The organism is Bifidobacterium [indicum] DSM 20214 = LMG 11587 (genome assembly GCF_000706765.1).
GTDB lineage: Bacteria > Actinomycetota > Actinomycetes > Actinomycetales > Bifidobacteriaceae > Bombiscardovia > Bombiscardovia coryneformis.
On sequence record NZ_CP006018.1, the window covers coordinates 802,368 to 819,987 of the forward strand.

The window sequence follows — 17,620 nt, forward strand, 5'->3', positions numbered from 1 at the left end:
AGCCGATGGCAAATCGGACGGAATCCGAAGATGGGGGAGTGGTCTCTCATGTTGGCCTTGCACATCAGCCGGTCCAGGGGGAGCTCTTCACTCCTGAGCAGGCCGAAGGAATCACACGCGGTTATCGCGGTACGGTAGCCGCCAAGGTGGCCGGCATCACATACCGACAGCTGGACTATTGGGCCCGGAAGAGGATTGTCGAGCCGTCCATCAAATCATCGCACGGATCCGGTTCCCGGAGACTTTACTCATTTAAGGACGTGGTCATCCTCGCCGTGTTGAAACGGCTCCTGGATGCGGGTGTCAATCTGGTCAATGCCACGGCAACAGTGAACTATCTGTCCAGGAGAACCATAACCCAGCTCGAAGATGTGACCGTGGTCTGTGATGGGGATCAGGTTATCGAATGCAGCGGTCCCGATCAGGTCTTTTCACTGATGAAATCCGGGAGGGCCGTGTTCGCCATTTCCGTGGGCGCCATCTGGCGCCGCATGGAAGCGGACCTGGAGGCGTGCGACCATGTTGATCTGGAAAGCGGTCAGATTCATTCCGGGGTGCCCGACAGGCCAATTGATGAGCTGACGGCCATGCGTATGCGCAAGCGTTTGGAACTCCAGCACAGGCAACGTCAGCAGGCCTGAACAACCTGCCTGTAGCAGTAAAGCCTAGAGAGCACCTTTTCCTTCTGCACTGGGCTCTATCCATGGATCTGAGTGAAGAGGGGACGAGGATGACTCGCGCACAGGGAAATTCAAAAGCCAGAAAGGCCGTGAAAGTTGCGCTCATCTGTCTGATTGCCTACGGGATGTGCCTACTCGGCACCTGGTTTCTGGCAAATGATGCGAACAGGCATTATGGAAAGACTGAGTTGGCTTACAGGAATGTTCTGGATGCTGCCTATACCAACCAGACATTGATTGAAACCATCAGTGAGGACCGGCAATTCAAAGATGGCGCTGCCTTGCAGTGGGCTCCGGATAAGCCACTCGACATTCCTGATTCACCCTCGGTATCTGTGTCGCCATTTGTCTGGGTCACGGCTATGCGGGCATACAGGGTTTACCGGCTTTGCGACCTGATGGAAGACAGCAGCTTAAATCTGACCACCTACATTGTCCAGGCAGATAGCGACTGTCTGCACAAGGCGGGCTGTATCTATGAGCCAGGGCACCTGCCTGGTCAGGACGATAATGTGCCATACCCGGCAGTGCCACCAGCTCTGGGCGAGTGAGGCTTGATGGTTCTCTGACTGCACCGCTTATCGAATCTGACATAACGTACATTATCGGCGTTACGGGTTTATTGATGCATATCCGGCATTCCACCGTATTGGTGGGCTGTAGAGGCTTTTCTGTTGCAGAATACCCTCAGGCGAAGTACTTCTTAACGGTATCGGCGAGTTGATCGACTCGGTCGATGACCTTGTATGCGCCATGGTCTTTCAGCTCTCCGGGCTCAGCGTAGCCCCAGCCGCAACCCAGGCAGTCAAGACCCATCTCTCGTGCACCATCTGCATCGGTCCACCTGTCGCCGACCATGAGTGCACGGTCACCTCTGTCAGATGAGAATCCAAGCCCCTCAAAGGCATAGGCGATGACCTTGTCCTTGGTGGCGCGGCTATCATCGACGCTGGCCCCGTAGACCGCATCGAGATGGTCACGCAGTCCGAAATACTCGCAGACGGGTATGGCCTGGTACTCGGGCTTGCAGGTGGCCACAGCCAGGGTGAACCCGAGTTGCCTCATTTCATCCAATTGGTCGATTATGCCAGGGAAAACCGAGGCGTAGAGACGACCGGGTACCAAAGTACCAGGATGCGAAGGGTCTTCGAAGGCGGATATGTCGGCATAGTAATGTCGGTAAATCCGTACGCCACGCTCAATCTGGTCTTCCGGTACATGGTTTCGCCTCAAGGAGACCGAGATGGCCGGGCCGATGAACCGGCGTAAGGCGGCCTCATCGGGCACGGGCAGGTCAAGTTCCTCGAAGACCTTGACCACCGAGGACAGAATGCCTGGATGTGAGGCGGTCAGAGTGCCGTCGAGGTCAAGCAGCACCACGTTTCGATTCGCCCTGGTGGTCGTCGTGTTCAAGTTCCGAATCCCCTTACCTCTGTATAGGCATAAGAGCAAAAATGATGTAACCGATGGTCAGGTTACTCGTAGTCCGGGAACCAGCCTTCTCTGTGCATCTTGAGGCGCTTGTCGAGGACTGTTTGAAGTTCTTCCTCGGAGCGGCGTTCAAGGAGCATATCCCAGTGGGTCCTGGTCGGCTTTCCGTTCTTGCCGATCTCCTCGTCGTCGTTGCCTTCCAGACGGGCAATCTGGCCACACCGGCACTCCCACTCCTGCGGAATCTCGGCGCCTTCGGCCAGTGGCAGGATGGTCCGATGGCCGTTGGGGCAGACATAGGCGACCTCACTGCGGGCTGCGAAATCCACGTTCTGATCAGACTCCAGTGATTTTGCACCGATGCTCATGCCGCGTAAGCTGCGCTCTGCCATACTTCCTCCATAACGTTCAGGTCCTGTACTCCCAAGCTACAGAACAGGTTTGACTTGCTTTTTATTCCCCAGGCTCGAGCCCGGCACCCTACTCCACACCCGTATAGGCCACGATACCGCGATTGACCTGGTCGGCTGCCATTCTTGCCCGGAGTGCCAGGCTGTGGCCACCTGACCCCAGGAAGGGCTCAACCTGGACAATCTGGGTCAGAACATCCGAAAGGCGCTTGGCATTCCGGACGAAATCCCCGGCTGTGAGGTCCGTGTCCTTGAGGATGGTTGCCAGGGAATCCCCGCAGGCCCAGTCGTAGACCGTTCTTCCCAGGCCGAAATCCAGCTCACCAGGAAGATCCAGACCTGCATCTTCACACTCATCCCGCACCAGTTCCCACTCTCGGTTCATGCTGGCAATGGCACCTGCCAGCGGGGCGGATTGCCGCCTTGAATCATCCCTGTCCGCGACTCCCCTACGTGATTCATAGACCAAGCCGGACACGGCCGCGGCAAGCTCTTCCGGCTCCAGGTCGTCCAGTATTCCCTTGTCCAGAATCTGGGCCAGGGTCAGGTCCTGCTCGCTGTAGATTCGTCGAAGAAGTTGCCCGCGCCGGGTCAGTTGGTAATCCTCCAGATCGATCTGTCGGATGTATCCCAGGTCGGTCAGGATGGTGCATATCCGGTCGAATTGCCTCGAGACCGAACCGGTGCGCGACTCGTACCTGTCCTCGGCCTTCTGAAGTTCCTTGTGCTCACGGATCCAGCGATTCCCCCACCGCATATGACGGGGAAGGTCCGGGCATTGCCTGCAGGGATGGTTGCGCTCCTTTTCGCGAAGCTGCTCGATGCGTTCGTCCAGGCTCCTGAAGGCTTGGGTACGCTCTCGCTCATTGCTGAAACGTTGCTTCTTCAGCTGGCGGCGCTCGTTCTTCTGAGCGGAGGAGAGATCGGCACGGATTTCCATGAACTCAATCAGGTCTCCGTGACTGCACTGAGCCGCTTCACGATATCCATCCAGGGCTTCGGTCAGGGTCTGTATCCTGGCTTCAAGCTCGGAGGACGACCTGTTCGCCTCCCACTGGGCAAAGGAATGGTCCAGGGTCTTGCGGGCCCTGTCGTAGGTGCTGCTGTTCAGCAGGTTGACCGCCATGTTGAAGGTGGGTTTGAAGCTGGAGTGCAGCGGGTAGACGCGCTTGCTGGATAGGGCCGCCATTGTTTCGGGGCTGAAGTCCCGATGATCCACGACCACCACGTGACCGATATCGTCGATGCCGCGACGTCCGGCGCGCCCTGTCAACTGGGTGAACTCCCCCGGGGTCAGACCGACGTGCCCGGTCCCGTCGAACTTCTCGAGCTTCTCGACCACCACACAGCGAGCGGGCATGTTGATGCCCAGAGCCAGGGTTTCGGTTGCAAACACGACCTTGACCAATCCCAGTTCGAACAGGTGTTCGACTATCTGGCGGAAGAGGGTCACCACCCCGGCATGGTGGGCGGCGAAGCCCTGCTCCAGGGCGAATCTGAACTGAGCGAAACCCAGAGCTTTCAAATCATCGCGGCTCAGCTGACCTTCGGCCATGGAGTCGACAATCTGACGAATTCTACGTGCCTCGGTGTCGGTGGTCAGTTGCAGACCTGCACGCGTGCATTGCTGAACGGCCTGGTCACAGCCGGTACGGGAGAAGATGAAGTAGATTCCCGGCAGCATATCCATGAAATCCAGCTCGTCAACAACAGCCGCACGGCTGGGACGGTACCGCTCACCCTGACGGCGGCTCTGGGCCCCCTCTCCCCCGCGGCCATGGCGACCATGCCGATGATTACCGGCCTGACCCCGCGCGCTCCTACGGAACTCACCCTGCCTTTTGAGCTGCGACAATCGGTTAATGAGACCGTGGTTGATTTTGTTTGTTTGTCGTCCGGAGCCATCATGTCGATACAGGTCGATGATTTCAGGCTCGGTGTGTCTGTCTGCCTGAACCAGGACATGCTGCTCCAGAGGCACCGGACGTCGCTCCGAGACCACCAGCTTGGTCTTGCCTCGGACCGACGAAATCCAGTCCGAGAAGTCCTCCACGTTCGAGACCGTAGCCGAGAGTCCGACAATTCGGGTGGAGCTGGGCAGGTGGATGATGACCTCCTCCCAGACCGGCCCCCTGAACTTGTCGGCCAGGAAGTGAACCTCGTCCAGAACCACGTATCTCAGGGCCGAGAGGGTGGATGAACGCTCGTAGAGCATGTTGCGCAGGACCTCGGTGGTCATGACGACGATGTCTGCCTCGGAGTTGATCGAGGTGTCGCCGGTCAGCAGTCCTACATGGTCTTCACCGTACCGGGCCACCAGGTCGTGGTACTTCTGGTTGCTCAGAGCCTTGATGGGTGTGGTGTAAAAGGTCTTGACGTTCTGCTCGTGGGCCAGGAAGACGGCAAAATCAGCCACGATGGTCTTGCCGGCCCCTGTCGGAGCCGCGACCAGGACGTTCTGGCCGTCCTCCAGGGCTTCAATCGCCTCGACCTGGAACCCGTCCAGAGCGAAAGGCTGCATGTTCTGGAAGCGTCCCGAGGCTCCGGTTATACGCTTACGGCGCTTGCTGAACCTGGCATACCGCTGCGATGGGCTGAGCGTCTGGTCAGATTCCTGACTGTCCTGATGGCGATCTGACATTTTCCTCCGATGATGGAGCCGGTCCTATGCCTTGCTCCGGAATGGTTGGCCTCGAGTGCCTTCACTACCGATTGAAGTGCTTCCATCGGGCCCAGGCTGATGCGTGCCTGTCTCGCTTGTAGTTCTTGCGTCTGAGCAGATCGGCATGTGCCTGGGAATACCGCTCGGAAGCCTTGTTCAGCGGTTGGGCAAAGAAGGGGCCTGTCGATTCTCGGGGGCGAGCATCCTTGTCAACCGGCTGTGGCATGTGTCTGCCGACGGACTCACCGACCTGGCCCACGGTCTTTCCGGCCCGAATTGCATGGATTATGGCATAGACGGCCCCGATGACCAGCATGGCAATCATGAACAGGACCAGCAGTATCCAAACCCATCCCGGCATAATCGGCTCCTTTTTGGGGCTCGTAAGCCCGAGTTTCACTCGTCGCTCTGGTTTTCTTCGGCTGAGTCGCTGATGGTGATCTCCCTCTGGGCCCTGGCTAATATCATTGTACGCAGGGTCTCCGGGGCGACTGCGGTGATGTGCTTGGCGTGGGCAATGCAGAAGGCTACGAACCAGGAGTCCGAAGAGACCGTCAGATGTACCTTCTGTCCAGTGCCGCAGGGCTCCACCGAGGCGCCGGGCAGGGACTTGATGTACATCAGGTCGGGCCGATCCGTGATGAAGACCGCGGCCGTACCGTTATCGAAGCTCCACTTACGCAATTCACTGACCGGCACATCCGGGAATTCGACCTTGTGGCTGGGTTGGACGATGTCAGCATGTTCGATTCTGGCAATCCGCAATACCTGCCATTGGCGGTTCCTGCCAGTCCCCTGCTTGAGATGGTGGGTACCTTTGGATTCCGAGCCGGAATCCGAGGGAGTGTCCTCGGCCGAGGTGCCCTTGGCGGCATCGCCGATATCGGTCCAGACGGCGGCGTAGTAGACACCCTCATCGACGAAGATCTTAGCGGGTGCCACCACCTTCCTTCTGGTCCGGCCGGCGGCATCGGTGTACTCCATGTCCAGCAGTGAACCGGTCTTGATGGCCCGACGGACCACCGAGAAGCTCTTGGGTTCGGTCTCGTACCCGGTCAGGCTCAGCCAGGGGGTCTCCCCTGGGCCGACATGGGTACGTAGGCGCTCATAAAGGGACTCGGCCTGGGCTCGGGACTCCTCCGGCAGGAGGGGCGAGTGGGCCAGATAGTTGAGCGATGCCGTGAGCATGCTCAAGTACTGGGGTGAAATGCCGGCCAGGCGTTCCAGACCCAAGGAGTTGGTTGCAGAGACGATGCCGTTTTCATCCAGGAGTGACCAGTCGATGTCGAAGAACTGGCTGCCGGCCATTTCTCCGTCGTCCGAGACCGTGGTCAGGGTGTTGATGTCCTTGTGGATGGTGTTGACGAACTTGCGCAGCTCTTCCTTGCTGCGGGGTGTGCCGATGAAGCGGTCCGCCAGCTCGCTCAGGGAGAACTCCTCCCCCAGATGTGCGGAGAGGAAGAGCATGAGCCTCAGGCGGCGGTCAACTTCGGAGCCCGTCTGGAAGGATGAGGCGCTGGCCCGCCTTGCGTGAGGCAGGTCCATGTCGTCATCGTCCATGTCGGTTGCGATGTGCTCCGCCGGGTTGGAACGTACAATCTCCGGGGAAACCACGGTCGCCGCCCCGGGGCTGATGGATTCGTCGGCAAGCTGGAACCGGGTGGCGGCTTCCAGCCTGCGGTGGAAGGCGTCGACGGCCTCCTGGGGGCTTACGATCGACGCACCGGGATGTTCCAGGACGAACATGGCCAGATCGTCGGAATCCGCATATGCCACATTCAGATTCTCGCCGTCCACATCCACTGTTGCGGCAAAACGTCGGGAATCGATGACCCTTACCAGATCGTCGGGCAGGTGCTGTGTTCCCAGACCGGGCGCGATGGAGTCAAGCCCCAGCCCGGGGATGGGTACCTGGGGTACTCGTGGGGTTGTGCGCGATACGGGCCTGACCGGCTCCTCCCAGGCCTCTTGCGACATGGCGATGGACCGGGCCAGGTAGTTTGCCGCTGCCAGGACCGGCATGTCCTCCTGGGCAAAGTGCATGCGTATACGCGGTTCGTCCCCCAACTGTAGGCGGTAGGAGGCGAAGTCCTGCCCCTCGGACTTGGAAGAATACTCGGGCTGTCGGGACTCGATGGCTATACCCATGGCGGCCAGCTTGGCCCTATCCCTCTGGAACTGCTTGGCAAAGGCGGCCTTGGCTGCCTGATCGGCCAATTCGCCGTATGAATCCGCATAGGCCTTGACCCGTTGCGCAATCTGCCTGGAGGTCAACCATTGCGGGAAGGCTGAGGATAAAACGGCTAGGACATCAAGTTCGTGCTTGCCCCACTTATCCGAGAATCGCCGTCTTCCGTTCGTGCCTTCTGCCATCAGTCCTCGCGTATCGTTAATGTGTAAAACACCAGTGCGCCCGAAACGCACTTCTCAATATAATAGGTTCTTTTTATGGCGCGTGGGTACCAAACACCCAAATACAGTACCATTTCTTGACAGGCTGAACATGGTCCGAAGCCTTGACATCAGACCCATTCGTCAGGCTCGACACCCTGGGGTCCCACATACTGTCCATTAGGTATGTAGGAGGACGCTCCTCGGTCTGCCAGATGAGCATCCGAGTAGAGGGTGACATCCCGGCCAAAGGTCCAATCCCCCTTGATGGTGACCGACTTGGCGGCTGCCAGACTAGGGACCCCGTAAGGGAAACGATCATCGAAGTCCGAGATGTACTTGTAGTAGCGCTCGTCCAGATTTACGTTGGGGAATTCGTAGTTTCCGTCCTCCATTTCGTAGGAGTCCGTCAGGTGGAAACGGTCGGACCGCATGATGAAAAGGTCATTGGTGGTCTTGACGGGCAGGAATCGCATCCTGTCGACCTGAACGCAGGTGGCGCCCTCGAAAAGCGATGCGGCCGACCCCATTGCCGTCTCCAGCTGTACGACGGGGGTGGTTGATGGGTCGGTGGGATCGACGAACTTTCTGTTTTCGATGATGGGCAGGGGCAGTACGCCCCGGTATTCTTCCAACTTCTCCTTGAGGGCATCCACCCGGACCCAGATGCTGTTGGTGTTGAAGTAAGGGTGCTTGTGGATGGACATGGCCGAGGCCCTGTCGTGGGGGTCGACCTGGGTCATTTCACGCAGGAGGAGGTGGCCCGTCTCACGATCGATGACGATATGGCCGCCTTTCCTGTCGGACTCCGTCCTCCTGGCCACTTCAATCATGAACGGTGAGCCCGATTGGGCGAAATGACCGGCGAGGGTCCTGGATGGCCTGGCACCCAGGTTGTCGGAGTTCGAGATGAAGAGGTACTCGATTCCTTGGGCTTCAAGAGTGTCGAGGAGACCCGATTCCCATATGGTCGAGAAGATGTCGCCGTGACCTGGGGGGCACCACTCCAGCTCAGGCTGGTCCGGATAGGAGACGGGCTCGCCGGTATCTGCGATGAGCTTGGGTTCGATGTGCTGGATAATCTCCGTGGGCATGGTTTCAGGCGTAAAGCGCTTGTCCTGGTGAATCACCCTCATGGTGTCCTTGGAGGTCCTGAAGGAGTTCATGAAAATCAGAGGGAGGGGTACTTCCAAGCGTTTTCGAGCAGTCAGCACCTGCCCCAGAATGATGTCCAGGAACCTCATCCGCCGGGCCTTGTGCCGCCGGATGGTCAGGAGGGATTTGGCCTTTTCCAGCCCCATGGAAGTCCCCAGACCTCCGTTGAGCTTGAGGAAAGCCGTCCGGGAGAAGGCATCCAGGGCCATGTCCATGTCCATGGTGTCGTGAATCTCGCTGATGCGAGGGACATCCTTGAGGGGCTGTACCTGGGATTCTCGGACCTTCCCGCCGAAGTCGCCGCTGCTCCACGTCTCATACAAGTGCCTGAATTGTTGGACCGAGAGATCGCTCATGCCTTCTGCATGCATCTTTGCGGATGAGAGGTCAAACCCTTGTTCGCTCATGAATCCCCTTTCGGGTTACAGCAGTACCGCGGGAACATCCGTATGGAGTGCTCCTAAACATCCCATGATAGCAACCGAGTTTGGGCTTCTACCTCGTGATGGAAGGATGCTGCGCTCGCGAGACTCGCCAAGACTTGGACCGACCGAGGTGCTGTGCTAATATTTCTCCTCGGTGCTCATGCACATCGGGCCGTAGCGCAGTTTGGTAGCGCACTTGACTGGGGGTCAAGGGGTCGCGGGTTCAAATCCCGCCGGCCCGACGAGATAGCAATGGTTCCAAGCTTTCACAGCCTTGGAATCATTCTTGTTTTCGGAATCGGGTACATTTCGGGCACAGCGTATGTGCAGGGTCCCCCTCCGGGCTCACTCCGGCCGCACCGTGTTGCGGCTGATAAGCGCCGCCACATCTCGGGCCGGTATCTGACAGACGCCCGATATGCACGTATGGAAGCCCGGTTTTCTGCGCCCTCCAGGCGTTCAGGGTGCTCACCAGTATTACCAGAATCTCCGCCGCCTGCGCAGGCGTGAGCAGTCTGGCTGGCGTCAAGTCCGGGTTTGTATTCGTTGTCTCCTGTGTTTGGCTCATACCTGTTCCTATGCGTCAGTGTGCGCCGCCGTGAGTTCGTGCTGGTTATCGCTAATCGGAACGAATTGATATCTGACGCATAGAGGTTGGTACGGCAAAAGCATGGATACATGACAAGTGGTTGAAGTCCACCCAGGTCACGACGGCTGACGGGCATCGCACGAAGATGGAACCCCCGCCATCGGCGAAGCACTCGCTGGCGATGTTCGCCGACGAGCCAGGGAAAGCAAAAGTGCCCGATGAATTCAAATCGAAAGACTACGGCAAAGGCGCGCGCTGGGAGGTGCGCTGGAGGGTTGACGGCACGGGCCGCCGCAAACTCTTCCACTACCTGGCCGACGACGAGGCGTTCATGGCCGAGATTGAGGACCGCATACGGTCGAACCGGTACATGGACCCCAAGGATTCATGCAGAGCGTTGCGGGAGGCAACGGAACTCTGGCAGCATGGGCTGGCAGGTACGATCAAGGGCTCGACCGAAGGACGCTACAGGCGCGAGCTGCGAGTGTGGGTCATGCCCCAATGGGGAGATGTCGTATTGAAGGAGATATCCACGTCACGAATCCAGCGCTGGTACGTCAGCCTGGCCGAAGGAACGGCGCCATACGGGGGTGAACGAGGCTCGGCTTCCTCACTGTCTGCGTCCTCAATCCGTTCGGGCGGCAAGATCGTGCTGGGCTCGATCCTGGATGTGGCGGTGGAAAACCGTTGGATCGACGTCAATCCTGTAACCAAGACCAGGGTGCCGCACAACAGGGCTGTGTCCAACGGCGAATCTACCTGACCTCGCAGGAGATCAAGACCCTCGCGGATTAGATGGACGCGGACAACGCCATGGTCGTCTGCATGCTCGTGTATACAGGACTGGGCATCGGCGAGGCTTTGACTCTGCGGTGCGGTGATGCGGATTTGAACTGCAACCGGATCAACGTCCTGCGCACCCAGTCGGTCGATGCCGACTCTCGCCTGGCCGAGACATTGCCTAAAGACAATAGGACAAGGTTCGTTTCCGTGCTAAGCCGGCTGCTGCCCAAAATCAAGGACTTGTTGGACGGCCATAATCCCGAGGATTATCTGCTGCGCGGGTTGCGAGGAGGCAGGCAGACCACCGCCAACTGGCGGAACAGGGTATGGGCGCCGGCCCTTCGGGATGCGGGCATGCAGGATATCGAGGGCCTGGTAATCCACTCTCTCCGTCACACATACGCTTCCCTAGCAATCAAGTCGGGGCCGACGTGAAGACCTTCAGGCCGTCTTGGGCCATGCCTCTGCACCGAGACCTTGGACACCTACGCGGACCTATGGCCCAACCGTACAGGGGAGATTGCCGAAGTCATTGGCCAGGATATCCAAATCAGATATCAAAGGTTCCCAACAAATGTTACAGAGCTGAGCTGCAGTCAGAATCTCAAGCACTCCTAATACTAGACGGTGCTTCTGCTCGATCTTGTGCAGAAGCACCGTCTTTTGAATTCGCCGTCTCGACTTTTTGCGGCGAGTAAGCACGTCAATCCCGCGCTGACCGCGAAGCCTAAGAGACCACGCAAGCTCACCAGCAGTCGCCAGCTACACCTAAACGACTGGCCGGAAACTATCAAGGTCACAGCCCAAACCCGGTAACATCAACACGGGCCGCGAAGTAATGATGGAGAAGGAATGCACTTCATCATTGGAGGCTACGGAGCATCCAAACAAAATGGATCCAGTCACGGTGGGCTAAATCTCCAAAGACCAAACAATCTATATATCAGATTGATTCGTTGCTCTGTTTCGAGATGACCGGGTCCAGTTCCCGCCAAGCCCGCGCATCTTTCAAAAGGAGTGAGCATCCGGAAAACTCGACCAGAACCTGGACCACTCTACTTCACTGACACGGGCTTCTTGGGTAGAAGGATCATCGCAGCAGCAGATCTCACCATTTGCGCTAGATGTGCGAACGCCTCGGAACACGACCAGGCGCCCTCCCCTTGGAAGCTGGATTAAGGGGGAACTTGCATGACACCGATACGATTGGGGCAACGCATCTAAGTCGAAAGGAAAATGCAGCTCATTAAGGTGTGTCGGGGCTAGGTGTATCGCCAGGACCGTCCTTTTCTGGTGGGAAGTCCTTTCCTTGGCGTTGGTGGCGCTCCCGTAGGCGATGGTGCTTGTGGCGGTACTATGTGTCTAGAGCATAAGCAATACGGGGAAGGACGTTTATCTCCACAGTGGCGAAGGGGCATCATCGGTGAAGCGATCTCGAATTGATCCAGAAACTGATGATATGACGCTGCTCGAGATGATGGCTGCCGAGGATGAATCCGCCTTTGAGGCACTGTACAATAAGTATGCCCATACCGTCCAGGCTTTCATTTCCCTGCGCCTGTCCGGCGATGAGGATGCCAGTGATGTTTTTGCTGACACATGGCTGGGTTGCTGGCGCTCCGCGAAGACCTTCCGCGCGGATAGCCAGGTTCTTACCTGGATACTCAGCATTGCCAGACGGCAAATATATATGAAACGGCGCAAACCAAAACTACGCGACGAAGTGGATCAGGTGGAACTTGACTCGATAACAGATGATCATCTGGGGCCGGTGGAACTCGTTGATAGGGATCTGGCGATGGACATAATACGGGAAAAGATTGATGCACTCCCCGCAGAAATGGCATACACGGTGACCCTGGCATGGCTCCATGAGTTATCCTACCCGGAGATAGCCTCCCTGCTGGACGTTCCGGTTGGGACGGTGAAGTCTCGCCTTGCTCGCGCAAGGCGGATCCTGCGACCACAGTTGGCCGACCGCGCTCCAGTTAAAACCCAAACACTGCAGAGTCAGAGGTGAAGTAAGGGGTGATTATGATAGATCGATATGACAGCACGAGCCCGGTTACCGAAGAATTCCAGGGTGAAGTTCAAGAGGTGCTGAGGGAAAAAGAGCGGAATGTCGTGCCACCAGTTCCAACATTTTCCAATGTAATGAAGGCAATCCACCAGGAGCCGTCGCTGGCAACGGATCAACCAATACCGTTCGTGCGTCGAGTGCGTTCCTGTGGACCACTTATTCGGGCCCAATTCCGCCTTCTACCGCGATATATCATCCTGGTAGAGATTGTGATAGCTGCTGGTGCCGTTGTACTGAGTAACACTTTGCATAGTGCACGGAACGGTAATCTCAGTCTGCATGTTTTTTCAAATATGCTCATGCTCGATATGGCGCTGACCATAATCCTGGTTTTTCCTGTTAAAGATGATCGTGAATTAATGCTCAGTATGCCTCTGGGACCTCAAGTTGTAGTGGCTACCAGGCTCGTTCTGGCCTTTATTTCCAATATTGTCGTCGGGGGCGTGGCCTTATTGATTGCAACTGCGATCAACCCAGCAATAAAACCCCTACCAGTTATGGCCCAAGTGATAGCCCCCATGACCTTCCTGGCGAATATTGTGGCTCTGTTATGCATATGGCAATACTCTGGTGTGGCGCTGCTCCTAGGGGTACTTGCACCATTATTGAGAACTTTGCAGGATCTCAGGCCATCATTTCTCCTACCGACATGGATCAATTTTGTACCCACTACAAGCGCTGCCTGGTCAGGGATCATCCTTCTAACAGTGGGACTCCTATGTGTTGCCATCTTTTCTGCCCCTCTTGCCTGGCATGCCCGACTCGCCGGTGGAAATAAAAATCTTTGAACCTTTCCATCCACTCTCGCTACTAACTATGTAGACAGCATATGTAGCGAGTAATGTCTGGCGGCCCCCGATGGCCAAACCAGACATGAGGGGGTGGATGAGGTTGGCTTTCGTAGGTTTACAGCTCAAAAGACTTTATATACCGGTGCTGCTGCCTTTCATACTGACCGCAGGTGTTCTTCTTGCGGGCATCGTACTAGAGGGAAATTGGTCATCAGGCCGCATACGAGTTGTTATGATGGTTCTCACTCAGGTGCCGATAATTGCTTCCGGCATATGTGCGGCTTTTGTGCTCAACGGCGACCCACTCGTTGAACTTTCTGAGTCAACTCCAACTGGATGGCGGAAGGTTCAAGCGACCAGGCTGCTTATCGTTACCGTGGCATTTCTTACTGCCGCAGGCCTTCTTTTTCTCGGTTTGCATATGATGCGACTGTGGCCACGTGACCTGGGTTGGGTGAGCATGATTACCACGGTTGGCGGTATCTTCATTGTCAATTGCTTGGTTTTTCTTGTAGCCGTACTGACCATGTCCATGCCAACGTCATCGTTGGCTTCCATGGCCATTTGGCTGTTTCTGTGTTTCATATGGGATCCGTACATAACCGATCCGGTCCAGCAACGACTCGTTCCAATGATTATTGCAGCAGCCTGTGCAATCTTCGGGTGGAAGATGTGCAGTGATACGGAACGCAATGTAGTAAAGGTGGCAGACCTATGAGCATACTCAGTCTTGTGCGCATCACACTACTGATGTTTTATCGTCGTAAGGCCTTGTGGATAGCCAGCATACCGCTGGCGCTCTTCGCCCTCTTCTTGGCCTATGCCTCTCCTATGTCACCTGGGCTTAACAGCATAGAGGGTCTTGTCTTTACCGGACAGGTTCTTGCCATATTCACCTCGCTGGCATACGCAGCATCGTTCAGCAATTTGATGACTGCCGGTAGGCGGACAGGAATGGACGAGCTTGAATCCACCTCCCCCCTACCTATGGCTGTCATCAGCTCAGCTCATGTGCTGGGGGCCTGGGTTATCTGCATATCATCCTCCCTGCTTTTCCTGGTATTGATCGCGGTCTACCAAACCTTCCACGGCAGCGCTAAGGCGATACTCGTGGCCCTGGCAGTGGCGCTTGTCATACTCTCACCATCAATACTGATTGCCATGGGAGTATCCGCCCTTTTGGGAGCCTTGATTCCCACAGTCCTAGCCCGAATTCTTGCCGTCCTGGTATGGGCGTGGCTGGCTTTCTATACCCCCCTCTTACCACTTCCGACGCTCAATGGCGGCCCCCTGTCGGTCAACGGCGATCCCATTGCGCAGGGATGGTTCCATGCCAATCCTATGTACGTACCGGCGAATGGCCCCTTTACCGTCCAATCAGGGGTCATATCTTTGCTTTGGCAAGTGTGTATCATCTTCCTCCTCTTCGCTGGTGCAAACATAGCCTCCAGCCGCATAAAAGCGCGGGTCTGACTGTCCACTGCTTTGAAAGGGAATTACTCACATGTTTATAACTATTGATCATCTGACCAAGGATTTTCGCGGCAGACCAGCCGCTTTGAACGATCTGACTGTTGACCTTCCACAAGGCATGATTGGACTTGTAGGACCAAATGGTGCCGGCAAAACAACCCTCATGCGCATCCTCACCGGAATAATACAACCGACCAAGGGGAAAATCTTCGTTGATGGACAGGACCTATCCTCCCCAGGCAATAAGCGACTGGTAAAACGAAACCTGGGTTACCTGCCGCAGAACATCACCCCGTATGACAACCTGTCCCCACTTGAATTCCTTGACTACATCGGCATCCTGAAAATGATCGACAACAAACACGTGCGGCAGCAGCAGGCGCACACCCTCCTGGAGCAAGTCGGCTTGGAAGACGTGATGAACCAACCTATCGGAGGGTTATCCGGGGGGATGACCAGGAGGGTCGGCATCGCGCAGGCCCTTATGGGTGACCCCCAACTATTGGTAGTCGACGAACCCACAGCGGGACTGGATCCTGAAGAGCGCATGCGGTTCCGCACACTCCTCGCCCAGCTGGGGCAGAACCGAACCGTCATCCTCTCCACCCACATACTCGATGACGTCGCACAAACCTGCCCCTGGGTATGCGTACTACGTTCCGGACGCAAACAGTATGACGGGCCCACACAGGGGCTGATCCATGAAGCCGCCGGACACACCTGGGTCACACCCCCCATGACAGCCCCACCGAATAATGCCACGATCATCAACGCCGAGCCCACACCGAACGGGACAAGGTACCGCATAGTCACCGACACCCCACCCACAGGTTCCGTCGAAACGGCGCCCAATCTGGAGGACGGATACATGGCTTTAGCCAACGAGTACTAGATACCGTCCATTACACGACAATCCAATATTCAAGTATGAAAGAGCGTCAAATAATCATGAAGCGAATCAAGCAGAGCATCAAGGCCCTCCTCCTCATATGTGCCACAATCACCCTGACAGTAGGGGTTGCCGGCTGCACTGATGGCATGGATCACCCTGAAAACTATCCCACCGATGGAAGCAATAAGGTTGCAGCTACCAGTAACCCACAAATCATCTCGAAAGAAGATCTGGGACACACCTGGCCTCTGAAAGTAGATAAAGGCACCGTGTCATGCGAGCACAACAAGCAGGGAGACCCCATCCTCCGCTTTACCACCTCAGACGGCAAACAGTACGCACTCAACCAAGTACCAGACAACGAGAATCTCAAAAGTATCGAAACACTAAAATCAGATAACGATAAGTCCGTAGGAACTCTGATGAGTTTCGCATTCTCAGCCTGCGACGTACCAAAATAAAATGCGCCATCAAGATCCAGCAGGTAACCCTCCCCAGGTAGCCTGCCGGATCCCAAGTAACCTAACGGTTTAACGTTTATTGAAAACAGGTCTTCCCAAACTGAGGACGAAACCGTTACCAATCTGGTATATGTGGACAGCCAAGAAAGATGAAGACTCGGTACAGACTCTGAGCTACCTGCGAAGGAGAGGAACCAACTGTGCGAACTGAACACGTGCGTGTGGTGTCCCACGACGAGGATTGGCATATGGAGTTCGATCGTATTAGCGCTGGTATTACGGACTGGTTAGATGGGGCAGGTGTTGGGGATGCAGTGGTGGGGATTGAACATGTGGGGTCTACTGCGGTGTGTGGTTTGTGGGCGAAGCCGATCATCGACTTGGACCTGGTGTATGCCGACAGCGGGCGCTTGGCCGAGGTGGTCTCGGCTTTGGAAGCATTGGGGTATGAGGATGAGGGCGAGCTCGGAATAGCGGGCCGCGAGGCGTTCTCTTACAGCGGCAAACCGGAGCTCATGACGCATCACTTGTACGCCTGCCCGGTTGGTTCATCGGAGCTGGCCCGGCACCGCGCCTTCCGCGATTACCTGCGGACCCACCCCGCGGCGGTGCGCGAATATTCCGAAGTCAAGCGGGAGGCGGCATCGCGTTCCCCCGACGACATTGACGCCTACATCGAGGCCAAGTCGCCCTGCATCGAGAGATTGTGGGGGTTCATACGGGTGGGCGAGTAAGGCCGCCCAACGCCCTACCCCAGTGAACTGCGCTGTAGTGCATATACGGAGAACATCCTGGCGGGATGAACCTGCCGGGGTGTTCTAAAACTGGCAGATGCCATGCGCTCCATGTGGTTGGCGAAGATTTCATGCACGCCAGCATGCGCAGTGACGAAATGACTCTAGGCAACCATGTCCTGATGTTCATGACCGTGCCACTGTTCTGGGCCCTGGGCCGGATCGTTATCGTGCTTGGCCTTCGTTTCGAATCCACCGTCCTGGCTTTGGCCACGGCCTGCCTGGGCGGCATCGTCTTCTGCTTTGGCTAGGTCATGCTGGGTATCTCCCAGCCAGTAGTGGCCGCCCAACTGGCAGGCCCCCGATTCAGCGGCAGGATGTTCGGTCTGTTCAACACTATATTCTGGGCCCCCTATTCTCCTCATTCGTTCTGGACGGACACCAGCCCACACCGCTCCTGTCCATGTGCTCCATAGGCCTGGTGCTGTTGGCCTTCCCATGGTTCCTGGCCATCAAGACCGAAGGCAAGGCCTCGAAGACAAAGCAGGAAGAAACATCGATCGCTCAGGTCAGCAGAACAAGCTGACAGCATCTGTCGGATGCTAAGCGCTGACCAATGATAATTGTGCCGTGGAAAGCAATCCCCATCAGACTTAACGTATG

The 17,620-nt window shown here is 56.7% G+C and carries 17 protein-coding genes, 1 tRNA gene and 2 pseudogenes; 13 read left to right on the forward strand and 7 right to left on the reverse strand.

What is annotated here, in order from left to right:
- The first annotated feature begins 5 nt into the window (after positions 1-5).
- Positions 6-641: a MerR family transcriptional regulator gene (locus BINDI_RS03045; RefSeq protein WP_033490014.1), complete on the forward strand. Its 636-nt coding sequence runs from the start codon at positions 6-8 to the stop codon at positions 639-641.
- Between the two features lie 89 nt (positions 642-730).
- On the forward strand, positions 731-1,231 hold the full coding sequence (locus tag BINDI_RS03050) for a hypothetical protein (protein WP_148301966.1): 501 nt from the start codon (positions 731-733) through the stop codon (positions 1,229-1,231).
- 136 nt (positions 1,232-1,367) lie between these two features.
- On the opposite strand, the gene BINDI_RS03055 is transcribed toward BINDI_RS03050, so the two are convergent.
- From BINDI_RS03055 to BINDI_RS03080, 7 genes and pseudogenes are all read right to left on the reverse strand, one after another.
- Positions 1,368-2,093 (reverse strand): HAD hydrolase-like protein, encoded by a 726-nt coding sequence (locus BINDI_RS03055; RefSeq protein WP_033490017.1) that lies wholly within the window; start codon positions 2,091-2,093, stop codon positions 1,368-1,370.
- Between the two features lie 62 nt (positions 2,094-2,155).
- Complete coding sequence (locus BINDI_RS03060) at positions 2,156-2,503, reverse strand: RNA polymerase-binding protein RbpA (protein ID WP_033490019.1); 348 nt, start codon at positions 2,501-2,503, stop codon at positions 2,156-2,158.
- Positions 2,504-2,591: 88 nt separating this feature from the next.
- A complete protein-coding gene (locus BINDI_RS03065) occupies positions 2,592-5,162 on the reverse strand; it encodes a DEAD/DEAH box helicase (RefSeq protein ID WP_033490021.1) in 2,571 nt (856 codons plus the stop codon).
- Between the two features lie 64 nt (positions 5,163-5,226).
- Positions 5,227-5,544, reverse strand: coding sequence for a hypothetical protein (locus BINDI_RS03070; RefSeq protein WP_033490022.1), 318 nt, complete (start codon positions 5,542-5,544; stop codon positions 5,227-5,229).
- Between the two features lie 35 nt (positions 5,545-5,579).
- Positions 5,580-6,695 (reverse strand): annotated as a pseudogene (locus tag BINDI_RS07760) (helix-turn-helix transcriptional regulator); the annotation flags it as partial.
- Between the two features lie 77 nt (positions 6,696-6,772).
- Positions 6,773-7,556 (reverse strand): annotated as a pseudogene (locus BINDI_RS07765) (helix-turn-helix transcriptional regulator); the annotation flags it as partial.
- Positions 7,557-7,705: 149 nt separating this feature from the next.
- Positions 7,706-9,136: a UTP--glucose-1-phosphate uridylyltransferase gene (locus BINDI_RS03080; RefSeq protein ID WP_033490025.1), complete on the reverse strand. Its 1,431-nt coding sequence runs from the start codon at positions 9,134-9,136 to the stop codon at positions 7,706-7,708.
- Positions 9,137-9,322: 186 nt separating this feature from the next.
- Here BINDI_RS03080 and BINDI_RS03085 point away from each other — a divergent pair.
- From BINDI_RS03085 to BINDI_RS07495, 11 genes are all read left to right on the forward strand, one after another.
- Positions 9,323-9,396: transfer RNA gene (locus tag BINDI_RS03085), tRNA-Pro, on the forward strand.
- Positions 9,397-9,954: 558 nt separating this feature from the next.
- A complete protein-coding gene (locus BINDI_RS03090; protein ID WP_148301967.1) occupies positions 9,955-10,506 on the forward strand; it encodes a hypothetical protein in 552 nt (183 codons plus the stop codon).
- A 32-nt stretch (positions 10,507-10,538) separates the two neighbouring features.
- Positions 10,539-10,961 carry a tyrosine-type recombinase/integrase gene (locus tag BINDI_RS03095; RefSeq protein ID WP_033490027.1) on the forward strand — a complete coding sequence of 141 codons (423 nt, stop codon included), beginning with the start codon at positions 10,539-10,541 and terminating at the stop codon, positions 10,959-10,961.
- Between the two features lie 1,024 nt (positions 10,962-11,985).
- Positions 11,986-12,546, forward strand: coding sequence for an RNA polymerase sigma factor (locus BINDI_RS03100; RefSeq protein WP_052108714.1), 561 nt, complete (start codon positions 11,986-11,988; stop codon positions 12,544-12,546).
- A 14-nt stretch (positions 12,547-12,560) separates the two neighbouring features.
- Positions 12,561-13,394, forward strand: a complete 834-nt coding sequence (locus BINDI_RS03105; RefSeq protein WP_033490029.1) for a hypothetical protein — start codon at positions 12,561-12,563, stop codon at positions 13,392-13,394.
- Between the two features lie 70 nt (positions 13,395-13,464).
- Entirely contained in the window at positions 13,465-14,115 is a 651-nt protein-coding gene (locus BINDI_RS03110; protein ID WP_148301968.1) for a hypothetical protein, read from the forward strand.
- A complete protein-coding gene (locus BINDI_RS03115; RefSeq protein ID WP_033490031.1) occupies positions 14,112-14,870 on the forward strand; it encodes a hypothetical protein in 759 nt (252 codons plus the stop codon). The genes BINDI_RS03110 and BINDI_RS03115 overlap by 4 nt, the downstream gene beginning before the upstream one ends.
- 31 nt (positions 14,871-14,901) lie before the next feature.
- Entirely contained in the window at positions 14,902-15,762 is an 861-nt protein-coding gene (locus tag BINDI_RS03120; RefSeq protein WP_033490033.1) for an ATP-binding cassette domain-containing protein, read from the forward strand.
- A gap of 35 nt (positions 15,763-15,797) precedes the next feature.
- Positions 15,798-16,223: a YebY family protein gene (locus BINDI_RS03125; RefSeq protein ID WP_237742972.1), complete on the forward strand. Its 426-nt coding sequence runs from the start codon at positions 15,798-15,800 to the stop codon at positions 16,221-16,223.
- Positions 16,224-16,447: 224 nt separating this feature from the next.
- Positions 16,448-16,957, forward strand: coding sequence for a GrpB family protein (locus tag BINDI_RS03130; RefSeq protein WP_269147300.1), 510 nt, complete (start codon positions 16,448-16,450; stop codon positions 16,955-16,957).
- Between the two features lie 113 nt (positions 16,958-17,070).
- A complete protein-coding gene (locus BINDI_RS07495; protein ID WP_033490038.1) occupies positions 17,071-17,268 on the forward strand; it encodes a hypothetical protein in 198 nt (65 codons plus the stop codon).
- Positions 17,269-17,620 lie beyond the last annotated feature (352 nt).